Genomic DNA, 22,711 nt, shown 5'->3' on the forward strand with positions numbered 1-22,711 from the left:
AAATTTCTTCTATCTTTGTGTAAAGTTTACTTAACATTTATTCAAATACATTTAACTTATGAACGCAACAAACAATGACTTTAAGTCAAAAACAAAGCGTAATACCATACAACTTGCGATCTGGACCTGGTCCTGGGTTTTATCGATGGCCCTGGCGGCTTTCGGACCCAAATTTTTATGGGATCAGAACAAAGGGCTAACACTTGCAGCCATCCTGCTTAATCTCGCGATGGGCTTCATGATGATTCGTGCCAATATGAAATTTCTTAACGGACTGGATGAATTGCAACGTAAAATCCAGATCGATGCCATGGCCATCAGCCTGGGTGTGGGTATCGTTGGCGGACTTGCGTATTCGTTACTGGATACTACCAACCTTATACCCTGGGATGCCGAGATCTCTCTCCTGGTAGTGATCATTTCTGTGACCTATATGGTAAGTCTTCTTGTGAACCAAAAAAGATACCTATGAAAAATCGCTTAAAAGTACTTCGTGCCGAAAACGACCTCACCCAGGGTGATCTGGCCGATGCGCTGGGGGTCTCACGACAGACGATCAATGCCATCGAAAAGGGAAAGTTTGACCCTAGCTTACCATTGGCCTTTAAAATTGCCCGCCTGTTTGAGCAGGCTATAGAGGATATTTTTGAATATGAAACCGAGACAACATGATTTTCTATTTGCTTTTGATGCTATGCTACTTCCTGCGGATAATAACTACCTTCTAAATTTATAGGGAGTAGCATCATAAAAAGCACCCTTGAATCTTTATGAGAATTATCATTTAATACCCCGCCAAGGCATCATACATTTGGAGTAGTAAAAACAGGTACTATGAAAACCCTCACTGCTGCTGAAGCTGTTCAGGCAGTAAAATCAAACAATCGGGTATTTATCCAGGGGGCTGCAATGACCCCTACACTTTTGATCGAAGCCCTGTGCGACCGGTATAAGGAACTCGAGAACATCGAACTCCTTCAAATACATACTGAAGGAGAAGCCCGATATACCCGGGCGCCCTACAATGAAACATTTAGGGTAAACAGTCTTTTTGTTGGAGGTAATGTTCGAAGGTCGGTAAATACAGAAAGTGCCGACTATACGCCCATTTTTCTCAGTGAGATACATCTCTTGTTCAGAAGAAATATCCTCCCGATTGATGTGGCACTCGTACAGGTGAGTCCGCCCGACAAACACGGCTTTTGCTCCCTGGGCACCAGCGTTGATGTAACCATTCCTGCCATTGAAAATGCCAAAACGGTTATTGCGTTGGTAAACCCCCTGGTGCCGAGAACTCATGGAGATGGCATCATTCACAACAGCAAGATCAATGCGGCGGTTCACTGCAACAACCCCATCTTTACACATGCCATGCCCGAGCTCAATAAAACCGACCGGGCCATTGGGCAACATGTAGCCAACCTGATCGAAGACGGCGCCACCCTTCAAATGGGAATCGGCACCATTCCTAATGCGGTGTTGGCGAATCTTGAAAATCATAAAGGACTCGGTATACACACTGAAATGTTTTCTGATGGTATTCTTCCTCTTGTTGAAAAAGGGGTGATTACCGGAGAACACAAGGCGGTAAAAACGAATAAGATCGTAACCTGTTTTGCCATGGGCTCTCAAAAACTCTACGATTTTATTGACGATAATCCATTGGTTCATTTTAAGGAGGCGGCCTATACCAACGATACGGCCATTATAAGAAGAAATCCGAAGGTAACCGCCATCAACTCCGCTATTGAGATCGATCTGACCGGGCAGATTTGTGCCGATACCATAGGACCGCGCCAATACTCCGGGGTTGGAGGTCAGATGGATTTTATTCGCGGGGCTGCCCTTTCAGAGGGCGGCAAGCCCATCATTGCCATGCATTCCATGACCAAAAACGGGGTTTCCAAGATTGTTCCCTTCCTCAAAGAAGGAGCCGGGGTAACCACTACCAGAGCTCATGTTCACTACGTAGCAACAGAATTCGGCGTGGCCAATCTTTTTGGAAAGAACCTGATGCAACGGGCCAAAGCCCTGATCGATATCGCGCATCCGGATCACAGAGAAGCTTTGGAGTTTCAAGCCTGGGAACGTTTCTCTAAAAAAATCAACCAAAGTATATAAGACAATAATTGAGCCCCACGAAACGTTAACCACCTATTAACTCTTGAATATCAACAGTATGAAAGCTTTCACTTTCCCTTTGCGTCTTCCCGTTCATTTTATGGTTCCACTTCTTGTGCTTCTCCTGTTAACTTCATGCAATAATGATGACGACCAGGGTGAAAACACCAACTCCCAAACCATTGAGGAGATCCAAAATAATATGATCTCAGGTACGTGGAGCATTATTCTATATAACGATTCCGGGGTAGATGAAACGAGCGATTATAACGACTATACCTTTACCTTTAACAGTAATGGCAGCCTGCTTGCAGAAAGTTCCACAGCAAGCTATTCCGGCACCTGGTCAGTAACCAACAGCAGCAACAGCAATGACGATAACAATAGCAGCCAAGACGAGGATATTGATTTCAATATTGCGTTCAGCACACCCGATATTCTCTTGGAGCTTACCGACGATTGGGACGTGGAGACCTATAGCCCGACCAGGATCGAATTATTCGATGTGAGTGGAGGAGATGGTACCACTGACCTGCTGACCTTTCAAAAAAATTAAATGCTTACCGGGTACCCGGTTAAACCAACATAATGTGAATCATAAAAAACATGACATAGCATCCCGGGAAGACGTTCAATTACTGGTGCACCGCTTTTATGACCGGATAAGAAATCATGAAGCCCTGGGGCCATTCTTTAACAGCACGGTACAAAATTGGGCAGAACACCTGGAGTTACTCACGAATTTTTGGGACTCTCAACTGTTTCTCAACCGAAATTACACAGGAGACCCGGTGAAGGCCCATATACATGTTGACAAAGTTTTCGGTCATACCATTACGATGGAACATTTTGGTTGGTGGCTGGAGGTATGGGTAGCTACCATAGATGATCTCTTTGATGGAGAACGTGCCTGGATCGCAAAAAACCGTGCCCGTAAAATGGCAACCATGCTTTTCCTGAAGATCTATGAGTCTCGAAAAACTTCGAGTTAATTCATTGATTTTTAATTCTTTATGATTTTTTTAATCAGGATTATCCTTAACTTTGACTCCTATTAACCAAAACCAGCCAGTCATGAAAAGGATGATCTTCTCCTTTCTAGCCCTTATCTTCACCCTGGGTTGTTTCAGCCAGGTGGCATATTTTCAATACAGGAAAGTTCCTGCCGACCGCGAAGCCGAATTTGTAGAAAAGGAAACCAAATACTGGTCTAAGGTAGCCAAGGATGCCATTGATAAGGGGTTGATGACCGGGTGGTCATTATGGCGTAAGGTAGGGGTAACCAACGAAGATGCTCCTAACTATGTTTTTGTGAATTCATTTGCCAGCCTTGACAAGATGAACCTGAATGAGGTCTGGGAAGAAGACAACCTCACTACCGTACTAGGGGTTGATCCTTCCAGCGTGGAAACCAATTCCTTTACGACCATTCCGTTCGATTACTGGCTGCAGCTGGAAGCAGCGATTCCCGGAGAATACGATTATGCCCTGGTCAATTATGCAATGCCGGAAGACCGTGCTGCATTTATTGAGGAGAATAAGACGCTTTGGCAACCCTTCCACCAATCGAACATAGATAATGGAGAAAGTGGTATGAAAAGCTGGGGTATGATGTCGGTGATCTATCCAAGTGGCTCTGAGGCACGATTTTCCGTCATGACCTGGGATGGTTTTGAAACTATGAAGGATGCATTGAACTACCTTCGTTTTACCCCACAGGGGGAAGTAGATTCCGGATGGTCTGAGATCATGAACAAGACCAAAATGGGTGAAATTCTTCCGGATGGATTTGTATGGAGTATCATGTACGAAAGGGTGATGAGTGTAGGACCCGAACCGGAGGGAGAATGATCAGACACACCCTCCACCGCTCTGATTTACAGTCTTTAATACATTTTTAAAAATTTTGTTTAACCTTGCGGCCCGTTTTTCGTGTAAGGCACGTAAAAAACGTACGTCAAACCTGATCAAACATCTTAAAATAATCATAAACTATACGAAACGGAAACTAAAAGCCGTTAGATTGTTTAATATTAGGTATAAAACACTTATAAATGGATTTAATAAGCGAAGCGATACATTTCGAACAGAATGAGCCCAAACCCAAAACCACCAGTGAACGAATCAGGTTTTCGAGAAGGGCGAAAGATCTTATTCTGAGCATTAATGAGATCTATAAGAAGAATAAGGATGAAAAATTGATGAACCTGATGAAAAAGCTTACCGTGCGTAAGCAACAGGCTGAAAAGCGTCTGAAAGGTCGTCCGGTATAGACCCACTATCAGTCAAAATTATGACGATCACCCAGCGTATGCTTTTTAAGAATACGCTGGTTTTCTTTTTTAACAAGGGGCTCTCTTCATAGCTCAAAGGCGATCGGAAGCTGATTTTCGCAGCAACTCCATATCTATCAGAGGGTAGGTATAATCAACGCCCGGTACAATTTTTAACCGGTTTATCCTTTCGGGTCATTTTCATACCAGGGACAAGGGTAGCTGAGAGTATTAAGACGCAAACCCGGAAAATTGTTAAGGGTAAGTAAAGCGATGCCTTGTAAGTTTTTTCCTGGTTATTCGTATACTTGTAGAAACCTTTAAAAGATCTTATCATGAAAAAATTAGTTTTCTCTTCCCTGATCTGTTTGTTGTTTGCCACCGCAGCGATGGCGCAATATCAGCAGCATAAAACCCTCAGCATCGGAGTTCGCGGTGGACTTCCCATAAGCGATCTCTATAGCGACCTCTACTCTTTTTCACTGGATGCTGATGTGAGCTATCACGTGTATGCTTATGAGAATTTTATGGTAGGTGGCGCCGTGGGCTATGGCCACGTTTTCGGGGAGACCCTAACAGAGGGCCTCATCAATATTGAGGTAGATGATTACAGTTATATTCCGCTAATGGCCTCTGCCAAGCTATATGCAGGAACCCTTCTTTACCTGGGGGTACAACCGGGCTATGCCTTCGCCCTTACAGAAGACACCGACAGCGGCTTTATCATTCGCGCTATTGCCGGATACAACGTTACCGAGAATCTGGATATCGTAGCCAACTACCAGAACATAACCCTGGGGACTGCCTTTCCGAGTGTGAATCTGGGGTTGAATTTTTATCCTTAACCCCTTCCCTTATAGCAGTAGAACTTAAATTTGGACGGAAGGGGTAAGCTGATGCTATCTCTTAATACCTTAAAAGATAATTCCAATTTATGTCCCTTCACTCTTAACTGGAAGATTGCCACGGTTTGCTTTTGCCCGCGCGCCAGCTGGCTCTATCGCTAAAATGGTCCGCCGGACCATTTTTTCACGCTCGGCCCCGCAAAGACGTCTCGAACTCAAACTCGTCCCTGAGATCTACTGCATACGCGGCAGTAACCGTTCTTTCTTTAATCGGAATTTTTCGGTTTCGCGAAGGATGGTATCTAAAAGCTTAACGGCATCGGTAATGTATGGTCCTTTATTAAGCATGACACATTCGGCCTTGAGGGAGTTGGTAACATCGGTGATCTCCGATCTTGAAGGGATTCCTTTTTTGGCCAGGTTTTCCAGTACCTGGGTAGCCCAGATCACCGGAACGTGAGCGGCACCGCACATGGCCAGGATCTCCTCCTGTACCAGGCCCATATGCTCCCAGCCGGTCTCGACAGCCAGGTCGCCCCTGGCGATCATGACGCCCACTTTTTGCTTTTTCATAGCCGCTAATAAGATCTCATACAGACGGTCATAACCGGCCCCTGTTTCGATCTTTAACACCACGCCCAAACGATCTAATACCCCTAATTGTTCCAAGACATGGTAAAGTTCTGTGACATCATCTTTACTGTTCACAAAAGAAAAATTAACGGCATCGGCATGCTTAGCTACGAATTCCAGGTCGCTCCTGTCTTTTTCAGTGAGTCCGCTTATCTTTAAATTTGAGTCGGGAAAATTCATCCCCTTTTCCGATTTCAACCATGAGCCCTTCTCACGGGCCCGGGTGATCTCGGTAATAAATCCGTTTTCATCAGTCCCGGTGATCACGGCCTCGATCTTTCCGTCATCAAACAATACCCGTTCTCCCGGCTTGACATACTGAAATACCTCAGGCATCTGACAAGGGATACTGGCAGGTGTTTTTAAACTGCCATCCCATTCCTTTTCGGCATTGCTTCCGGGGATACCCGGAGGGGTCACCATTAGGGTATCCCCGACCTTTAATAACAGTGGGCGTTCGCTCCTTGGCAATTCACCCACATCACTCACCAGGCCATCCTTTTTATGCAAGGCCGTTCCCGTACGGATGTAAGCCGTTTTATATAAGTAGGTTTTAACCATTCCCGGATTGACCTCCGCCACTTCCAACTCACGCTTCTTACGGCGTTCATCACGAAAGAATATCTTATCGCCTACAGCAATATTTTCCAAAAGATGCTGACTCACGGGAAGGGTGTTTTCCGGCGACTCCTCGGTGAGTTTTAAACGGAGGATCACCGTTGCCGGTTTCACAACATGTCCGCCTTCATCACGCTTTGGTGAGAATTTCCGGATCCGCATGCCGGCTTTCAGTTCTCCAGTACGGATCTTAGGTCCTGCCAGATCCATAAATATACTTACCGCCTGCCCGGTAGTAACAGCCTCCGACCGGATATTACTGATCATTTTTGCCCAAACTTCACGGTGATCATGAGCACAATTAATACGGGCACAATTCATTCCTGCACTGATCATGGCTCTCACCAGTTCGGGAAAATAAGCTGCTTCGGTAGGCAGGGTAACCATAATGCCCACCCTTCTGCCCGGTATTTCCTTTCCAACAACCCCCACCGTATGTTCCCAAAGACATTCCCTGGATCGCTCCATGTTTATACCTTCTCCGGGGTCAAACGCCTCTGCCTGCCCAATAAGCAACTGCAGTAAATACCGGGTATGCAAAAGAGAATTCATAAGGTGTCCCTCTGCATGTGAAAAACCGGTTATCCCTAATTTCCTGAGTATCCCCTGCAATTGGGTGAGGTTAAATCTGCGAAAGGTGATGTAATGGATGAGATTAATGGCACTCTCCTTAAAAGAGGGGTGAATTTCCTGGAGCAGGTCTGCACTCTTTTCCGTCTCCACCCGGAGTCGTTCAATGATCTCATTGAGACGTGCTATGGCACCTCTGATGGTTTTCTCATCCATATTTAAGGTGGGTTTTTAGGTATTGAGAAGCGAGTTGAAAACTTATTCTAAAGATAAGAAGTTCAGCGATTTTAAGGAAGGGAATTGTACTGCTTTCTGCAATCTGCTATCTGTAAACTGCAAACTACTTTACGAACGTATATCAAAGGTATCTAGACGGGCGAGGAGCTGTTCGGTAAAATCTCCCCTGAGCTTTCTGAGCTTTTTCAGATCTTTATTCATGGTATAAACAGCGCCAGATCGGTCTCCCGGACGTACCCCAATCAGTTCGCCGCTAAACTCGGCCAGGGGCCAAAACTCTTCTTCCTCCGACATTAGCTTCATCAAGGTGCGACTTCCGTAAATACGGCCGTTTTCAAAGGTCATCCCATCTGCGTATTTAAGAAATAACAGAAAGCTTTCAGGCAGCTTAGTTCCTGAGCTCCGCAACCTGTTATGAAGCCTGGAAAGACTTTTTGGACTCCGTACTTCTCTCAGTGAAGGGCTTTGCAGTAAAACTTCCAGAAATGGATATTTTATTAGCTTTCCACTGTTCTTTCCCGGTTGTGAACCGGGATTCAGATCCTCCGGATGTTGTAATATGCGGGTTTCAATAATTTCTATTTCGGCATTATTGAACTGATCTCCCGGATTAGGCCTGATATCCCAACCCGATATGACACCGCTGTTACACCGTAAGATCATCACATGATCCATCTCTCCGATCCTGAAGTTGATGCGGGCTAATTTGCCATCGCCCCCATAAGGAAAAAGCAGCTGCTCCTGCATGAGGTCCTGATCTTCTTCATATAGTTCAACATCATGATAGGCATTGTTCTCTATCCTCCAGTGCTTCCCTTTGTTCTTGAAATATTTTAATTGAGCATTGAGTTTACGTCCCAGATCGGGCTCATAAAGATCGGTGAAGATACGCAGTAGGTGGTTCTCGAGATGGTAAAATCCTCCGCGGATAAATTCAGGGGTTTTCACCAGCATTTGCTGATACAACAACCATCCGACCCCAATGCAGATCATAATTAATAAAACAAATACTATGAAAAAAAGAACCATGGATTACTGCAGAAGGTTGTAATTACCTACAAATTAGTGGTTTACGAATCAACAAAAGTTTAGTTACCGATAAAAATACCAAAAACACCGATGAATAACAAGCATCTATAGACTTTAATTCTGTCTTTTTTTATAATGTGCCTCCTTTACTTTGTGAGAAAATCACTCTTTGTTTGATGATTGGATAGATCTTGAGGAACCGCAAAAAAATTGAATTTTTGTAAAGATATATGCCAGATTAAGAAGTTATATCAATAATGAGCGCCTTCCCCTGCCCATTTAGGGCCGAGCGCGAAGTAATTTGGTGACCCTGCCGGGCGGCAGCCAGGGGGAGCCTGAATACGCTGAGTATGTATCGGCTCGCGATAGGTGTCGAAGAGAAGTGCCTGCCTGCGACAGGCACGGTCGGAAGGGGTTAAACGGGTAATGAAACTGATCAACCCTGGTAAGAGTGTTCTTTTGCTAATCCTATTCTGGTTATGACTCAAACATCGTGCAAAGGGATCAGATAGGTTTAAATAATATCAGTTATTTACTTAATAAAAAACGACCTCCTCTTTTAAAGTGATCCAAAAAAGTAAAAGTTTTCTGCCGACAATCCATAACTGTGTTAAAAATTCGTAACTTACTGTTATTCATTGTTTTACACTTTACAAAATACAATAAACATGTTACGTTGGACCATTATATTTGTCATCCTGGCTATTGTTGCAGCCATATTCGGATTCTCCGGTATTGCAGAAAGTGCTGCCGGTATCGCTAAGATCCTCTTTTTTATTTTTCTTATTCTTTTGATTGTTTCTGTGGTTACAGGAAAGAAACGGGTATAAGCCCGCATAATTTTTTAGCACATGAAAAATCTTTTCAGAGCCATTTTGGCATGGATGGGAGCCAAAAAGATGAGTGGGGGTCGTTGCGGATGTATGACCATCTTCTTTTTTCTTATTCTCTATTGGTTGCTGGGGTATGTTTTCGAAATGTTCTAGGTTGCCTTCGGCAGGGTTGCAAGGTTACGGAATTACAAGGTTATGAAGTCGTGACCCACTAAGTTCTGACAACCTATTTACAACCATATAAAACCTCGTTCTGCAGCCCTTTTTCCTGCATAAACCCATCATCATTTTTTAAAGTGTAGCCATGGCGAAGGTGGAGAACACCTCATCACTTGGTAACCTTATATCTGTATCCGGTCTAAAAAACCACCTGTTTTTTCTTCACATGACATATGTCATAGGTTTGCCTTGAATATGCCCCTAGTTTTACATTCAAATATTACACCTCATGTGCAACAGTCGCCTTATCCAAAAGTACAACGTACCGGGTCCCCGTTATACCAGCTACCCCACCGTTCCGTATTGGGATGCTCCCGGATTCAGCGCCGACCAGTGGAAACAACATTCCCTGAATACCTTCAGGCAGAGTAACCTTGAGGAGGGTATCAGCTTATACATTCACCTGCCATACTGTGAAAGCATGTGCACCTTTTGCGGTTGCCACAAGCGAATTACCACACGTCATGAAGTTGAAGCCCCCTACATAGAAACCCTCCTGGCTGAATGGAAGCTTTATTGTGATCTTTTTGAAGAGACTCCGGTGATCAAAGAGATCCACCTGGGTGGTGGTACCCCCACCTTCTTTTCCCCCGAAAACCTGAAACGTCTTATTGATGGCATTTTTGAACACGCCATTCGTGCCGCAAACTGGGAATTCAGTTTTGAAGGCCATCCCAACAACACCACCTATGACCATCTGAAAGCCTTGCGCAGTGTTGGTTTTACCAGGGTGAGTTACGGAGTACAGGACTATTCTCCCAAAGTGCAAAAGGCCATCAACAGGATCCAGCCTTACGACAGGGTTAAGAAAGCTACTGAATTGGCCAGAGAACTAGGGTATGAGTCCATCAGTCATGACCTGGTATATGGGTTGCCTTTTCAAACGGAAGCTGATATCATTGAAACCATCAATAAGACCATTCCTTTAATGCCCGACCGTATTGCCTTTTACAGTTATGCCCATGTACCATGGATCAAGGGCAACGGACAACGTGGTTTTAAGGATGAAGATCTGCCTAAGGGCGAATTAAAGCGGCAGCTTTATGAAACCGGCAAGACCCTGTTACAGGAACTGGGGTATAAGGAGATCGGTATGGATCATTTTGCTCAAACCGATGATGCCTTGTACAAAGCAATGACGGGCGGCAGGCTGCATCGTAATTTTATGGGATATACACCCTCCAAAACCTCTTTGATGATAGGACTGGGCGCCTCCAGCATAAGCGACAGCTGGACCGCTTTTGCACAAAATGAAAAAAATATAGATACGTATATGGCTATGGTGAAGCAGGGCGAGATCCCGGTGTACCGCGGACATATACTTACCTCTGAAGACCTGGTGATCAGAAAACATATACTTAACCTTATGTGCAGATTGCACACCTCATGGGAAAACGACGACCTTAATTTCGAAGACCTTCCAAATACCCTTGTCCGTTTATCGGAAATGGAAGAAGACGGGCTTCTGGAAATCGGAAAGCATGATATTAGAATTAGCGAAAAAGGAAGGCCTTTTATCAGAAACATCTGTATGGCCTTCGATATGCGGTTACGTAGGAGTAAACCCGATACTCAGTTATTTTCTATGACGATCTGAGTATCATCATGATCTCCATATTGGTTGGCTCCCCGTTCTGAGAACGGGGAGTTTTTTTATCTATACTTATTATTTGTAACCCGGCTTTGGCTATCAGTGACTCTACCGCTGCTTCCTTATAAAAATGCATATACAAGACGTCGCCTTCTGTGTTTACTGAAGCCACCGGACCGGAGCTTTCTTTTTGCCCTACCAGGAAACTCAGATAACAAACTCCCCCTGAGCTCAGCAAGTTGGCAATTTGGCTTAAGTGTAATCTGACCTGACCGGCATCCAGGTAGGGTAATACGAACCCTGAAACCACCCCGTCAAAACCGCCTTGTAAAAAACTCTCTATTTCGAGTACATTCCCTTCATAGAATCCGGCTTCAGGATTTAACTGTCGCGCTTCCTGCAGCATTGCAGGGGCTATATCTACCCCTGTAAGTTCAAGATCATTGCGATGATCGAGTAAAAACCGACTGATATTTCCCGGTCCGCACCCCAGGTCTAAGATTCGCCCGCCATTGGGAATACCTTCAAGAAAATCCAATAACATCGCCCCATAATTACCCTGGTCAAGGTACTTCTCTTTATAGGCCCTTGCGTATTTATTAAAGATGAATCGGGTGTTTTCGAGGTGGTTCATCTGATAAAGATATAAGAATCAAGCGAAATCACCCCATGTGCGGCCAATGCCGCGCACACCCCTCCTTTGAAAGGAGGGGATAATTCATTGTAATAATATATGTTGAGCTAATTAATCGTTTGATCCCCTTCCCCGCACCAGGGGAAGGTGGTTTTGTAAAACAAAACCGGAAGGGGTTATTAAATTCTATCTCCAAGTACATTTAAAAACCCATTCCCTTTTTAAGAAGGGGTGGCCGGAGGCGGGGGCCATTAAAACCAACGACTAAATGTTCGACAAGGTATAAGCAGAACGCCACAACCTGCTTTTGCAAGCGCGCCAGCGGGCTCCCCTGGCTGCCGACAGGTAAATTCGCTAAAATGGTTCACTGAACCATTTCTTCACGCTCGGCCCTGCGAAGACGAATAAACCATCGCTGCACCCTTCTTGAATCTTTATTCTTGATTCTAACTACGGTGTAACGCAATCAGCCCCGGCCTTTACAGCCAGGTTCATATCAGATGGAGAGAGGTAGGGAATACCGAGACCCAGACCTCGAAGCACAAACAGAACACCGATCAGGATCACCACATAGGGGATGGCTTTATTCAGTCGGTTACGCATGGTAACTGAAAGAAAATTACCGCTGTAGGCAGCAATACTCATAAGGGGTATGGTACCCATACCGAAAAGAGCCATATATAAACTGCCTTGCCAGGCGCTCCCCATGGCTATGGCTCCAAACAGCGCCATATACACCAGGCCACAAGGTAAAAATCCGTTCAGAAAGCCTATGGTGTAAAGGGTAGCCGGCGATCTGTCTTTCAGGCGTTCACCCAGTGCATTTTTTACACGGGAAACCATCAGGTAAAAAGGTGCCAGGATCCGATTATTACCTGCCTTTCCAATTAAAGGGAATAATGCGGCCAAAACCATGATCACGCCAAGAACCACCGAAAGACGCTGTTGCATTCCCGAAATAAACAATCCGCGACCAATGAGGCCAAACAATACTCCTATCAAAGCATAGGTAGTAATACGCCCGGCATGGTACCCCATTAATTGCAAAAAGCGCCTTACCGCATTGGTACGATCCAGCGGCAATACAAAGGCAATGGGTCCGCACATGCCAGCGCAGTGCAAACTCCCCAAGAAACCCAGTATAAGCCCGCTGTATATCATTAAAATTTGATCGATTGTTTTACAAGATAGGTTTCGCCCTCATAGCTCAAGTTGGCAATAAGGTTCCAACGGCCATCCAATAAACGGTTTTTAGGTATGAGCAAATATGGATCTGACAATGAAATAGCAACCTCAAAGTCAAATTGTTTATCAGATGGCCTGTACAGGAACACTTTTCCTTTTATATTTTCGGGGATCAGATCTTCAGGAAATTTCACCATTAATCCCTCCTCCACACGGCGTACCTCCAGGCTTATCCCCCGGTCAGCAGCACGTTGTTCAGCATCTAATTCCGTTTGAAATTGCAATTCCTTCTTGTAGTACTCCTCCGTAACCAATTCGTGCTCGAGGCTCTCATCGGTCAGGCTCCTCACCACAAAAAACATGATGAAGCTTATAAACAATACAAATGCTATCACAATTCCTGTACCCCAGTTAATTTTCATTTTTTCTCAGTTATGCGTTATGCGGTTATTCAGTTAATAATTATACTCATACTCAATTCTCAAACTTGTATTACCTCTCGATACAATTGCTTCGCAATCACTCGAGGTGACGTGAACTCAAACTCAAACCTTGCCTGCCGTCCCTAAAGCTTTCGGGAGGCAGACTCGTCCCTCGAACTGTCCTATTGGTAGCTTCTCGGCCCCAAAAAGGACGAGGTTGTCGTTTCTATAAGTTTTCCATCGCTGTAAACGCCCAGCTTTATCTTCATTTGATCATCATCTAAAAAGGCTCTGTCGATCTCAATAAACAACGTACCTTCTGCAAGGCCCTGCTCCGGAACATTGATGCGTTCTCCGGAGACCAGTTTTACTTCTCCTTCCGGAGACATCAGCCTGATATCTACATCTTCTATGGCATCAACCGTCTTATTAATGATCTTATAGGTATACACATTACTAATGATATGTTCTCCTTTGCGTTCATACAACTGTCCGGGCAATCGCAATACAGTAGCCTCCACATCATTTCTCAGGAAGAGCATCCCGGTAAGCACGGCAATAAGTATTCCGAGAACAGCTGTATATCCTTTCATCCTCGCGGTAAACCTAAAGGTGTCCTTCCTGGCAATATTATCTTCGCTGGCATACCTGATCAATCCCTTGGGCAGGTTCACCGATTCCATCATATGGTCACAGGCATCAATACAGGCGGTACAATTCACGCATTCGAGCTGGGTTCCGTTTCGAATATCGATCCCTGTCGGGCACACATGAACACACTGAAAACAGTCTATACAATCACCATGTCCAAGGGCCTTCCGGTCTTCCCCCTTCCTTATTTTCTTCCTTCCGTTTTCAGCCTCTCCCCGCACGTGATCATAGGCTACTACGATCGATTTATTATCCAGTAAAACTCCTTGCAACCTTCCGTAAGGACAGGCTATAATGCATACCTGTTCGCGAAACCAAGCAAAAACAAAATAGAATACCGCGGTAAATATCAGCAAGGCTACCAGGGTACTTATATGTGCCAGGGGGCCATCAGTAATATAAGCGATCAGCTCATCACTCCCTATAAGATAGGCCAGAAACACATTGGCTATCAGGAAAGAGATCACAAAGAAGACTGACCATTTCAACAATCGCTTTCTTATCTTTTCAGCATTCCAGGCTTGCTTTTGCAACCTGATCTGCGCTCCCCGATCGCCATCGATCCAGTACTCTATTCTCCGGAAAACCATCTCCATAAAAATGGTTTGCGGGCAGATCCATCCGCAGAAAATCCGGCCGAAAACCACAGTAAACAGGGTCACAAAGATGACCCCTATGATCATAGAGATCACAAAAAGGTGAAAATCCTGGGGCCAGAACGGAAATCCGAAAATATTGAATCTCCGCTCCATGACATTAAACATCAGGAACTGATTGCCGTTTACTTTGATAAAAGGCGACAGAAACAAAAAGGCCAGTAAAAAGTAACTTACGTACTTCCGGTATTCATAGAATTTACCCGAGGGTTTTTTAGGGAATATCCAGCTGCGTTTCCCATCGTCGGTAACAGTACCTATCGAATCTCTGAATACTTCCTTTCCCTGGTCGGCCATTCCTGTTGATTTATAGTTTTGGGGTTACTCTTCTACCACCGCTGAGGCAGCTTCCGTTTGAACCGCTTCCGGTTCTTCAACGGCAACTGTATCTGCACTCTGCTCAGCAGGTGTTGCAGCCGGGGCATCAGGATCGTTCCATACCTCCCCTTCGGCATCTTTTGGATTTGCCGGGGTGGTTCCCTGTAAAGAGAGCACATAACTCGACACCTGGGCGATCTCTGATGGCTTCAATACTGCATTCCATGCGATCATACCCTTGCCTGAGCGTCCGCCTTCAGAAACGGTTTTGAAGACATTCTTAATACCTCCTCCCAGGATCCAGTATTCATCGGTCAGGTTCGGACCAATACCTCCGCCTCCGTCCTGCATATGACAGGCCACACAGTTGGTTTGAAAAATGGTTTCACCCTTGCTCAGATCTCCGGCGTCGGTAAGCAACTCTACAGTATTAACATCGATCAGGTCTTTGGCGGTCTTCTTATACTCTTCGATCGCAATCCTGGCCTCTGTCATTTCCTGATCGTATTCCTGGGCTTGCGATGGCGCTCCCATTACGTGAAAACGTACCAGGTAAATTCCGGCGAATACGATGGAGATATAAAATCCGTACAGCCACCAAGGCGGTAAACTGTTATCCAGTTCCTGTATCCCGTCGTAGTTATGATCGAGAATGATCTCACCCTCTTCCTCAATGGGTTTTGTCTTAGTCAGGTTCTTATACAGTTTCCGGTACCAGGCATTCTTCTCTGCTTCTATCCTTGCGGTTTCGGCAGCAGCCTTTTGCTCTTCGGTCATCATGGCCTCTGAAATATTATTCATGGCAGCCAGCATAACCTCGATCCCTACCAGAGTGATGGTAAACAACACCAAAAAGAGAGAGACTTCCGGGTATTCTATAAAAGCGGGTTTATCAGAATCGATCATCCATTCGGCCCCCAAAAACACCAGGGTTACAATGACGATTACTCTTAAATATGATGCAAAGTCTTTCATGGTCTATTCGTTTTCTTGGTTGTCTAATGGAAAATGGCTCACCTTTTTGATATAGTCTTTCTTAGCGGTTAACACCCACCAGAATAGCAATACAAAGAACACAAAGAAGATGCTCAAGGAAATGATCGGGTATATCTCAACACCCTCTATAGAAGACATATGGCCTTTTACAAACTTAAACATACCTATTCGTTTTTAGCGGTTAATTCGTCGTTAGGATCTTTCACCTTAATATCCGTACCCAATCGCTGCAGGTAGGCAATAAGAGCGGTGATCTCGCGGTCTTTCATCTCAATAAAATCTTCCCCCCTGGCTGCCGCATCCCGTTTATCCTGCTCATAGTTCTCCTTGAACTCCGGATCGGCATACAGGTTTTGTTCTATTTGAGCTGCCTGTGCATCCATATGTTTCTGGGCATTGGCAATATCTTCATCGGTATAAGGTACCCCAAGGGTCACCATGGCTTCCATTTTATCCTCCGTTTGCGAACGGTCAAGCTCGGCGCGGAACAACCATTTATAGGCCGGCATGATACTTCCTGCTGAAGTTGTTTGCGGATCGTACATATGGTTCAGGTGCCAGTTATCAGAGTACTTTCCACCTACCCTCATCAGGTCCGGTCCGGTACGTTTACTTCCCCACAAGAAAGGATGATCGTATACATATTCTCCGGCTTTGGAGTATTCGCCATTATAGCGTTCGGTCTCACTTCTGAACGGACGAACCAGTTGGGAGTGACAGCTCACACAACCTTCACGAATGTATATATCTCGCCCTTCCAGCTCCAAAGGTGTGTAGGGTTTTACGCTGGTGATGGTCGGGATATTCGATTTTACCAAAAGGGTTGGTACGATCTGAATAATACCTCCGATAAGAATTGCGATGGTAGCCAATACAGTCAGTTGCACAGGGCGTCTTTCCAGCCAGGTGTGGAAGGCTTCTCCCGCAACACGACCTTTTCTTACCTTGGTAAGGGCAGGCGCTTCTGCCAACTCATCCTCTACCTGGGCGCCTCGACGGATGGTCATGACAGCATTGTAAATACCAACCAGAACCCCTATCAGGTAAAGTGAACCTCCAATGGCACGCATCCAATACATCGGAATGATCTGGGTAACGGTTTCCAAAAAGTTACCGTATACCAGGGTGCCGTCAGGATTAAATTGTTTCCACATAGAAGCCTGGGTAAATCCGGCTACATACATGGGTAAGGCATAGATAATAATACCAAGGGTGCCGATCCAGAAATGGAAATTAGCAAGTCCTACAGAATGTAGTTTTGTTTTGAACATTCTGGGTACCAGATAGTACATCATACCGAAGGTCAGGAATCCGTTCCAGGCCAGGGCCCCAACGTGTACGTGAGCAATAACCCAGTCGGTAAAGTGGGCCATGGCATTGAAGGTTTTCAGTGACAACATGGGGCCTTCAAAAGTAGCCATACCGTAACCGGTAATAGCAACCACCATGAATTTAAGAACAGGATCGGTACGTACCTTATCCCATGCTCCTCTCAGCGTCAGCAATCCATTGATCATACCCCCCCATGACGGAGCGATGAGCATGATAGAGAATACCACCCCAAGATTTTGCGCCCAGTCCGGCAGGGCTGAATACAACAGGTGGTGCGGACCGGCCCAGATATAAATAAAGATCAGTGACCAGAAGTGAACAATAGAAAGACGGTAAGAATACACCGGTCTGTTGGCGGCCTTAGGCACGAAATAGTACATAAGCCCCAGGAAGGGAGTGGTCAAAAAGAAGGCCACCGCGTTGTGACCGTACCACCATTGAACCAGGGCATCCTGTACCCCTGCATATACCGAATAACTTTTCAGGGCAGATACCGGAAGTTCCAGTGAATTGAAGATGTGAAGTACCGCAACAGTAACGAAGGTAGCGAGGTAAAACCACACCGCCACATAAAGGTGGCGTTGTCTTCGCTTCATAATGGTCCCTATCATATTAACCCCAAAAGCCACCCAAACCAAAGCAATCGCTATATCAATTGGCCACTCCAGTTCTGCGTACTCCTTAGAGGTGGTGAACCCCAGCGGGAGTGAAATTGCGGCAGCGACAATAATTAACTGCCAGCCCCAGAAGTTAAAATTCGACAGAAAATCACTATACATCCGCGCCTTAAGCAGTCGTTGCAGCGAATAGTAAACTCCGGCATAAAGGGCATTCCCCACAAAGGCGAAGATCACTGCGTTGGTGTGCAGCGGACGCAAGCGCCCGAAACTCAACCAGGAGATCCCATCGGTCATATTAGGGAAAACGAACATAAAGGCCAGTAAAAGGCCCACCAGCATCCCCACTGCCCCCCAGAGCATGGTTGCATAGAGAAACTTTTTAACGATCTTGTTATCGTAATAAAATTGCTGTACTTCCATAGTAATTTCTAATTATTTGCTTGGTTCAGATTTTTCATTTTCAGAAGCATCCTTTTCTACAAGTTCATCTTCAAAAAGCATACGCACGCTGGGCGTGTAGCTGTCGTCAAACTGCCCGCTCTTTACGGCTGTAACGAAGGCAATAAAGAATACCACCGCCACGACCAAACTTACCGTGATCAGAATATAGATTACACTCATACCTATTAAGAATGCTTTAACAAAAGTATTTTTCTACCGAAAAGAAAAACATGACAATTGTCATGTAGGTCTTATTTTAATCGCTTTCCTACCCATCCTGTTGCCAGGGTGGTGAATCCTACCACAGTTAATGAGCTAATGGGCATCAGAATAGCTGCCACCACGGGAGATAATTGGCCCGTAACCGCAAAGAATAAACCAATTATATTGTAAAGGAAAGACAGGATAAAGCTGTATTTGATAATGGTTACTGCCTTAAGTGAAGCCCATAAATAACGATCGAGTTCCTGTATTTTAGAGGCGTCAAGAATAGCATCACAGGCCGGAGAGAATACATTGACATTCTCTGCGATAGCAACCCCAACATCACTTTGCTGAAGGGCTCCGGCATCATTCAGACCATCGCCCACCATCATAACCCCGGCGCCTTCCTGCTGGTGAAAACGCACATATTCCAGCTTATCATCAGGCTTTTGATTAAAGAACATTCCTGTACCTGCCGGTAGTAATTTTTCCAGGTTACCCTTTTCGCTGTCATTGTCGCCAGAAAGGATCACGAGCTCGTAGTTTCTTTTCAAACGCTTGAACAGGGAAGCAATTCCCTTGCGGTATTTATTATAAAATGTATACGCACCCTTATAGGTATTGTTCACCCCGACGTGTACCACAGTCTTTAATGAAAGTGCGTCTTGTTCTACCCCCACAAAGGAAGACGACCCTGCTCTGACCAATGCTCCGTCTGATTGTGCCTCCACTCCTTTCCCGGCATACTCTTTAAAGCTTTCAAGTGGCTTAATGTCATAAGCATCCAACAATTCATAGAGCTGGCGGCTCAGCGGATGATTGGAATTACGGAGTGCTGATCGCAAAAGCCCCCCTTCTTCCTCGCCCAGATCCTCTCCGGAGTAGGTGATCTCATTGCCCAGCCCTGAGGTGATCGTTCCTGTTTTATCAAATACCACCGTGTTAAGTCCGGCCATTCTCTCAATAACCTGGGCATCTTTCAGGTAAAACTTATTACGCCCGAATATTCTGAGCATATTACCCAGGGTAAAAGGCGCCGATAGTGCCAATGCACAAGGACAGGCTACGATCAAAATGGCAGTGATAACCGGGATGGCTTTTGAGGCATCGAGCATAAACCACACAACACCCGAGATCAGTGCGATCAATAAAATGATGATGGTAAAATACTTGCTGACGGAATTGGTCAGGTCGCGAAACCTGGTAGACTTATCGTTTTGAAACACCTCATTGCTCCAAAGTTGGGTCAGATAACTCTGGGAAACATTTTTCACCGCTTGCACTTCTATGGCCTCCCCGAGCTGTTTCCCTCCTGCAAACAAGGAGTCTCCTGAGATCTTGGTCACCGGATCCGATTCTCCGGTAACAAAACTGTAATCTATTCTGGCCTTGCCACGAAGCAGTATCGCATCTGCCGGAATGATCTCTTCGTTTCTTATCAACAGGCGATCACCCTCTTTGATCTTGTAAATATCAACCGGTTCTTCTTTACCCGATGTATTAATGCGGGTAATCCCTATGGGGAAATAGCTCTTATAATCTCTTTCAAAAGAGAGAAAGTCGTAGGTGCGCTGTTGAAAATACCTCCCCAGCAACAGGAAGAACAACAACCCGGTCAGGCTGTCAAAAAAACCCTGCCCGGTATCCGTCATGATCTCCCAGGTACTTCTTAAAAACAGAACTGCGATACCCAGGGCAATAGGCACATCAATATTGAGTATGCCCGCCCGAAGGCCCTTCCAGGCCGACCGAAAATAATCGGATGCCGCATAGAAAACCACCGGCAATGACATGACGAACATGATAAGGCGAAAGAAGGGTTTGTACTGATTGAGCCAGTATTCGTCCATTTCGAAATATTCGGGAAATGAAAGTAACATGACATTGCCAAAGGCAAAACCGGCTACCCCGAGTTTATAGATCAGGCTGCGATTTACTGCACCTTCTTTTTTGTCGTAATCCTCTAGACTGATATGCGGGGCATACCCTATGGTCGCCATAAGAAGCACGAGAGCTTTTAACCCCAGTGCCGAACGAAATGTAATACGGGCGGTTTTCCTGGGAAAATTTACCTGGGAGCTTCGTACACGATCATCCAGTTTATGCAGGTTTTCTAAGACCCAGATACAGGAGCTGCAATGCATTTGCGGAATATAAAGATTGACAACAGCCCATTCGCCATCGTCAAACTCCAATAATCGTTGCTGCAAATCGGCATTGTCAAGAAAGTCGTATTTCCCGGCTTTTTGCTCAGGACTGATCCCGGGCGTCTTTTCTAATTTGTAATACCCCTCCAGCCCATTTCCTGACAGGATCTCATAAACGGTTTTGCACCCTGCACAGCAAAATACCTTTTCTTGAAAAACAATACGATCTGCATCGCAGTCTAAACCACAATGGTAACAGGATTGACCCATATTTGCTCATTTTCAGGACAAAAATCCTGATCTCCAATAGCAATTTATATGATTTTTGTCATGATATTTGTATTTTAGAATACGAAATAGCAACCTAAGCATTATTATGAGTAAATGTGAACAATGTATTGTTCGTCAGTTCAGCTCGCTCAAGGCCCTAAACAAAACAGAACTAATACGGATCTCGGACTGCAAGGAATCTATTGTTATCAAAAGGGGTGAGACCATCTTTGAAGAGGGTCAGCACCTTGATGGCGTTTACTGTGTACGTTCTGGTATCTGTAAGCTCACTAAACTTAGTGACAACGGGCGACAACAGATCATTAAATTCGTAAAAAGCGGAGACCTCCTGGGCCAACGCACCGTGATTTCAAACGATACGGTAAACCTGTCGGCCATAGCGGTGCAGGACATGGAAGTCTGCTTTATCCCTAAAAGAGAGATTAATCAGGCTTTCCAGGAAAACCCTCGTTTTTCGGGAGAGGTGATCAATGTACTCTGTAACGATCTGAAAGATGCGGACAATTCTATAGTAAACATGGCCCAGAAGCCTGTTAAAGAACGTCTGGCTTATTACCTGATGCATTTTCATGATGACTTCGGATTAGACCAGGAAGGATACCTTTCTGTTCAGTTATCCAGAGAAGAAATTGCAGGTATGGTAGGCACGGCAACCGAATCACTGATCAGAATGTTGTCTGAGTTCAACAAAAAAGGACTCATCGAAACCAAAGGGAAACGGATCAAGATTAAAGATACCGTTCAAATGGAACGAATGGCAGAAGGATTCTAATCAGTAAATGGTTTAGAGTTTACTGTTGGCAGTGATGGATCTCATGATATCATTGCAGCATCCTCCTTTTTCCTATTGTTATTTACTCCATATATAAATTCTACAATTACCTCCGTAAGAAGTAATATTTCGCGCAGTTCGGGAAAATCATTTTTCTACACTCTAAAGCGGGATAACTATGCGCCATAAGTCATAACAATATTGCGGTATTCATTCATAACCACGTACCTACCTAACCGCAGGCAGAACCGCATAACCGTATAACATCATACCCCTCCCCCGTTAGCAAATCATTACTGTTTAATGAAGAAAAAAATTTTTCTTCATTTTAATCTTCATTCATCACGCTGATTCATGGTGCATTAGCCTCCGGGCCCCATTTTACGGTAAAAACCGCATGACAAAAGTCATGTTTTCCATAGGAGATAATCCACATCTTTGTGATAGAATTAATTATAAATCCAATCAATAATGAGAATTCTAATCATAAATAGTAAAGCCTTAGCCGCCACGATATCTCTTTTCTTTTTGGGATTTCTTTCTATGACGGCTCAGACCTATACCTTAGATAACAGCAATTCGGAGGTTACCATTTTTGGTACTTCTAATATTCACGATTGGGAGATCGTGGTAGAAGAGCAAAAGGGAAGTCTCACCCTGAAACAGAATAGTCCTGTCACGTTAACGGCGATGAAAATTAGCATCCCGGTAAAGGGCCTGAAAAGCGGAAAGTCAGGGATGGACAAAAACACTTATAAAGCCATGAATGCTGACGATTACGCAGAGGTGACCTTTACACTTACCTCGCCTGCAACTTTGAGCGAGGCCGGAAGTGGAATCTACAAAGTAAAGGCCACAGGAAACCTGACCATCTCAGGGGTTACCAAGGCCACCGACCTTGTTTTCACCCTTAAAAAGACTGCTTCAGGGGTAATATTATCCGGAGAAAAAACACTTGATATGACCACATTTGACATTGAACCGCCATCAGCTTTGATGGGTACCATAAAAACCGGTAAGGAGGTAACTCTAAAATTCAACACCACCTTACAATAACAATTCTAAACAATAAT

At 44.9% G+C, this 22,711-nt stretch carries 24 protein-coding genes; 13 read left to right on the forward strand and 11 right to left on the reverse strand.

Going from position 1 to position 22,711, the window contains the following annotated elements:
• Positions 1–58: 58 nt before the first annotated feature.
• The 8 genes from E7Z59_RS02265 (at position 59) to E7Z59_RS02300 (ending at position 5,239) form a co-directional block, all read left to right on the forward strand.
• Complete coding sequence (locus E7Z59_RS02265) at positions 59–472, forward strand: hypothetical protein (protein WP_136334666.1); 414 nt, start codon at positions 59–61, stop codon at positions 470–472.
• Entirely contained in the window at positions 469–672 is a 204-nt protein-coding gene (locus E7Z59_RS02270) for a helix-turn-helix transcriptional regulator (protein ID WP_136334667.1), read from the forward strand. Before E7Z59_RS02265 ends, E7Z59_RS02270 begins: the two co-directional genes overlap by 4 nt.
• Positions 673–834: 162 nt before the next feature.
• The gene (locus E7Z59_RS02275; RefSeq protein ID WP_136334668.1) at positions 835–2,121 is read left to right on the forward strand and encodes an acetyl-CoA hydrolase/transferase family protein; all 1,287 of its coding nucleotides are present in this window, start codon (positions 835–837) and stop codon (positions 2,119–2,121) included.
• Positions 2,122–2,179: 58 nt separating this feature from the next.
• The gene (locus tag E7Z59_RS02280) at positions 2,180–2,677 is read left to right on the forward strand and encodes a lipocalin-like domain-containing protein (RefSeq protein WP_242015591.1); all 498 of its coding nucleotides are present in this window, start codon (positions 2,180–2,182) and stop codon (positions 2,675–2,677) included.
• Positions 2,678–2,711: 34 nt separating this feature from the next.
• A complete protein-coding gene (locus tag E7Z59_RS02285; protein ID WP_136334669.1) occupies positions 2,712–3,113 on the forward strand; it encodes a group III truncated hemoglobin in 402 nt (133 codons plus the stop codon).
• Positions 3,114–3,195: 82 nt separating this feature from the next.
• A complete protein-coding gene (locus E7Z59_RS02290; protein WP_136334670.1) occupies positions 3,196–3,972 on the forward strand; it encodes a hypothetical protein in 777 nt (258 codons plus the stop codon).
• Between the two features lie 203 nt (positions 3,973–4,175).
• Entirely contained in the window at positions 4,176–4,394 is a 219-nt protein-coding gene (locus E7Z59_RS02295) for a hypothetical protein (RefSeq protein WP_136334671.1), read from the forward strand.
• Positions 4,395–4,729: 335 nt separating this feature from the next.
• The gene (locus E7Z59_RS02300; RefSeq protein WP_136334672.1) at positions 4,730–5,239 is read left to right on the forward strand and encodes an outer membrane beta-barrel protein; all 510 of its coding nucleotides are present in this window, start codon (positions 4,730–4,732) and stop codon (positions 5,237–5,239) included.
• 234 nt (positions 5,240–5,473) lie between these two features.
• Here E7Z59_RS02300 and E7Z59_RS02305 read toward each other — a convergent pair whose 3' ends face one another.
• On the reverse strand, positions 5,474–7,276 hold the full coding sequence (locus tag E7Z59_RS02305) for a pyruvate kinase (protein WP_136334673.1): 1,803 nt from the start codon (positions 7,274–7,276) through the stop codon (positions 5,474–5,476).
• Positions 7,277–7,405: 129 nt separating this feature from the next.
• Positions 7,406–8,290, reverse strand: coding sequence for a hypothetical protein (locus E7Z59_RS02310; RefSeq protein WP_136334674.1), 885 nt, complete (start codon positions 8,288–8,290; stop codon positions 7,406–7,408).
• Positions 8,291–8,994: 704 nt separating this feature from the next.
• Between E7Z59_RS02310 and E7Z59_RS02315 the strand changes: the two genes are divergently transcribed.
• The 3 genes from E7Z59_RS02315 to hemN all read left to right on the forward strand — a co-directional run bounded on the left by E7Z59_RS02315 (position 8,995) and on the right by hemN (position 10,975).
• Complete coding sequence (locus E7Z59_RS02315) at positions 8,995–9,156, forward strand: DUF1328 domain-containing protein (RefSeq protein ID WP_136334675.1); 162 nt, start codon at positions 8,995–8,997, stop codon at positions 9,154–9,156.
• Positions 9,157–9,177: 21 nt separating this feature from the next.
• The gene (locus E7Z59_RS15470; protein ID WP_262708814.1) at positions 9,178–9,312 is read left to right on the forward strand and encodes a hypothetical protein; all 135 of its coding nucleotides are present in this window, start codon (positions 9,178–9,180) and stop codon (positions 9,310–9,312) included.
• Positions 9,313–9,607: 295 nt separating this feature from the next.
• Positions 9,608–10,975 carry an oxygen-independent coproporphyrinogen III oxidase gene (hemN, locus tag E7Z59_RS02320; RefSeq protein WP_136334676.1) on the forward strand — a complete coding sequence of 456 codons (1,368 nt, stop codon included), beginning with the start codon at positions 9,608–9,610 and terminating at the stop codon, positions 10,973–10,975.
• Here the strand turns inward: hemN and E7Z59_RS02325 are convergent.
• The 9 genes from E7Z59_RS02325 to E7Z59_RS02365 all read right to left on the reverse strand — a co-directional run bounded on the left by E7Z59_RS02325 (position 10,962) and on the right by E7Z59_RS02365 (position 20,845).
• Positions 10,962–11,603 carry a class I SAM-dependent methyltransferase gene (locus tag E7Z59_RS02325; RefSeq protein WP_136334677.1) on the reverse strand — a complete coding sequence of 214 codons (642 nt, stop codon included), beginning with the start codon at positions 11,601–11,603 and terminating at the stop codon, positions 10,962–10,964. The two genes, hemN and E7Z59_RS02325, sit on opposite strands and share 14 nt — an antisense overlap.
• Before the next feature lie 450 nt (positions 11,604–12,053).
• Positions 12,054–12,764, reverse strand: coding sequence for a sulfite exporter TauE/SafE family protein (locus E7Z59_RS02330; protein WP_136334678.1), 711 nt, complete (start codon positions 12,762–12,764; stop codon positions 12,054–12,056).
• Positions 12,764–13,210 carry a FixH family protein gene (locus E7Z59_RS02335; RefSeq protein WP_136334679.1) on the reverse strand — a complete coding sequence of 149 codons (447 nt, stop codon included), beginning with the start codon at positions 13,208–13,210 and terminating at the stop codon, positions 12,764–12,766. The genes E7Z59_RS02330 and E7Z59_RS02335 overlap by 1 nt, the downstream gene beginning before the upstream one ends.
• Positions 13,211–13,392: 182 nt before the next feature.
• Positions 13,393–14,814 (reverse strand): cytochrome c oxidase accessory protein CcoG, encoded by a 1,422-nt coding sequence (gene ccoG, locus E7Z59_RS02340; protein ID WP_136334680.1) that lies wholly within the window; start codon positions 14,812–14,814, stop codon positions 13,393–13,395.
• Positions 14,815–14,838: 24 nt separating this feature from the next.
• Positions 14,839–15,810, reverse strand: coding sequence for a cbb3-type cytochrome c oxidase N-terminal domain-containing protein (locus tag E7Z59_RS02345; RefSeq protein ID WP_136334681.1), 972 nt, complete (start codon positions 15,808–15,810; stop codon positions 14,839–14,841).
• Between the two features lie 3 nt (positions 15,811–15,813).
• On the reverse strand, positions 15,814–15,993 hold the full coding sequence (locus E7Z59_RS02350; RefSeq protein WP_136334682.1) for a CcoQ/FixQ family Cbb3-type cytochrome c oxidase assembly chaperone: 180 nt from the start codon (positions 15,991–15,993) through the stop codon (positions 15,814–15,816).
• Positions 15,994–15,995: 2 nt separating this feature from the next.
• Positions 15,996–18,203, reverse strand: a complete 2,208-nt coding sequence (gene ccoN / locus E7Z59_RS02355; protein WP_136334683.1) for a cytochrome-c oxidase, cbb3-type subunit I — start codon at positions 18,201–18,203, stop codon at positions 15,996–15,998.
• Between the two features lie 12 nt (positions 18,204–18,215).
• Positions 18,216–18,404: a cbb3-type cytochrome oxidase assembly protein CcoS gene (gene ccoS, locus E7Z59_RS02360; RefSeq protein ID WP_136334684.1), complete on the reverse strand. Its 189-nt coding sequence runs from the start codon at positions 18,402–18,404 to the stop codon at positions 18,216–18,218.
• Positions 18,405–18,475: 71 nt separating this feature from the next.
• The gene (locus E7Z59_RS02365; protein WP_136334685.1) at positions 18,476–20,845 is read right to left on the reverse strand and encodes a heavy metal translocating P-type ATPase; all 2,370 of its coding nucleotides are present in this window, start codon (positions 20,843–20,845) and stop codon (positions 18,476–18,478) included.
• A 106-nt stretch (positions 20,846–20,951) separates the two neighbouring features.
• On the opposite strand from E7Z59_RS02365, the gene E7Z59_RS02370 reads away from it, so the two are divergent.
• Both E7Z59_RS02370 and E7Z59_RS02375 read left to right on the forward strand, forming a co-directional pair.
• Positions 20,952–21,638 (forward strand): Crp/Fnr family transcriptional regulator, encoded by a 687-nt coding sequence (locus tag E7Z59_RS02370; RefSeq protein WP_136334686.1) that lies wholly within the window; start codon positions 20,952–20,954, stop codon positions 21,636–21,638.
• 471 nt (positions 21,639–22,109) lie between these two features.
• Positions 22,110–22,694, forward strand: coding sequence for a YceI family protein (locus E7Z59_RS02375; protein WP_136334687.1), 585 nt, complete (start codon positions 22,110–22,112; stop codon positions 22,692–22,694).
• Positions 22,695–22,711 lie beyond the last annotated feature (17 nt).

Origin of the sequence: Robertkochia marina, assembly GCF_004799345.1 — a bacterium.
Taxonomy (GTDB): Bacteria; Bacteroidota; Bacteroidia; order Flavobacteriales; family Flavobacteriaceae; genus Robertkochia; species Robertkochia marina.

Excerpts from the sequence above, each read along its gene's own strand:
- E7Z59_RS02265 (WP_136334666.1), top strand. The coding sequence starts at position 59 with ATGAACGCAACAAACAATGACTTTAAGTCAAAAACAAAGCGTAATACC.
- E7Z59_RS02270 (WP_136334667.1), top strand. The coding sequence starts at position 469 with ATGAAAAATCGCTTAAAAGTACTTCGTGCCGAAAACGACCTCACCCAG.
- E7Z59_RS02275 (WP_136334668.1), top strand. The coding sequence starts at position 835 with ATGAAAACCCTCACTGCTGCTGAAGCTGTTCAGGCAGTAAAATCAAAC.
- E7Z59_RS02280 (WP_242015591.1), top strand. The coding sequence starts at position 2,180 with ATGAAAGCTTTCACTTTCCCTTTGCGTCTTCCCGTTCATTTTATGGTT.
- E7Z59_RS02290 (WP_136334670.1), top strand. The coding sequence starts at position 3,196 with ATGAAAAGGATGATCTTCTCCTTTCTAGCCCTTATCTTCACCCTGGGT.
- E7Z59_RS02295 (WP_136334671.1), top strand. The coding sequence starts at position 4,176 with ATGGATTTAATAAGCGAAGCGATACATTTCGAACAGAATGAGCCCAAA.
- E7Z59_RS02300 (WP_136334672.1), top strand. The coding sequence starts at position 4,730 with ATGAAAAAATTAGTTTTCTCTTCCCTGATCTGTTTGTTGTTTGCCACC.
- E7Z59_RS02305 (WP_136334673.1), bottom strand. The coding sequence starts at position 7,276 with ATGGATGAGAAAACCATCAGAGGTGCCATAGCACGTCTCAATGAGATC.
- E7Z59_RS02310 (WP_136334674.1), bottom strand. The coding sequence starts at position 8,290 with ATGATCTGCATTGGGGTCGGATGGTTGTTGTATCAGCAAATGCTGGTG.
- E7Z59_RS02315 (WP_136334675.1), top strand. The coding sequence starts at position 8,995 with ATGTTACGTTGGACCATTATATTTGTCATCCTGGCTATTGTTGCAGCC.
- E7Z59_RS15470 (WP_262708814.1), top strand. The coding sequence starts at position 9,178 with ATGAAAAATCTTTTCAGAGCCATTTTGGCATGGATGGGAGCCAAAAAG.
- hemN (WP_136334676.1), top strand. The coding sequence starts at position 9,608 with ATGTGCAACAGTCGCCTTATCCAAAAGTACAACGTACCGGGTCCCCGT.
- E7Z59_RS02325 (WP_136334677.1), bottom strand. The coding sequence starts at position 11,603 with ATGAACCACCTCGAAAACACCCGATTCATCTTTAATAAATACGCAAGG.
- E7Z59_RS02330 (WP_136334678.1), bottom strand. The coding sequence starts at position 12,764 with ATGATATACAGCGGGCTTATACTGGGTTTCTTGGGGAGTTTGCACTGC.
- E7Z59_RS02335 (WP_136334679.1), bottom strand. The coding sequence starts at position 13,210 with ATGAAAATTAACTGGGGTACAGGAATTGTGATAGCATTTGTATTGTTT.
- ccoG (WP_136334680.1), bottom strand. The coding sequence starts at position 14,814 with ATGGCCGACCAGGGAAAGGAAGTATTCAGAGATTCGATAGGTACTGTT.
- E7Z59_RS02345 (WP_136334681.1), bottom strand. The coding sequence starts at position 15,810 with ATGAAAGACTTTGCATCATATTTAAGAGTAATCGTCATTGTAACCCTG.
- E7Z59_RS02350 (WP_136334682.1), bottom strand. The coding sequence starts at position 15,993 with ATGTTTAAGTTTGTAAAAGGCCATATGTCTTCTATAGAGGGTGTTGAG.
- ccoN (WP_136334683.1), bottom strand. The coding sequence starts at position 18,203 with ATGGAAGTACAGCAATTTTATTACGATAACAAGATCGTTAAAAAGTTT.
- ccoS (WP_136334684.1), bottom strand. The coding sequence starts at position 18,404 with ATGAGTGTAATCTATATTCTGATCACGGTAAGTTTGGTCGTGGCGGTG.
- E7Z59_RS02365 (WP_136334685.1), bottom strand. The coding sequence starts at position 20,845 with ATGGGTCAATCCTGTTACCATTGTGGTTTAGACTGCGATGCAGATCGT.
- E7Z59_RS02370 (WP_136334686.1), top strand. The coding sequence starts at position 20,952 with ATGAGTAAATGTGAACAATGTATTGTTCGTCAGTTCAGCTCGCTCAAG.
- E7Z59_RS02375 (WP_136334687.1), top strand. The coding sequence starts at position 22,110 with ATGAGAATTCTAATCATAAATAGTAAAGCCTTAGCCGCCACGATATCT.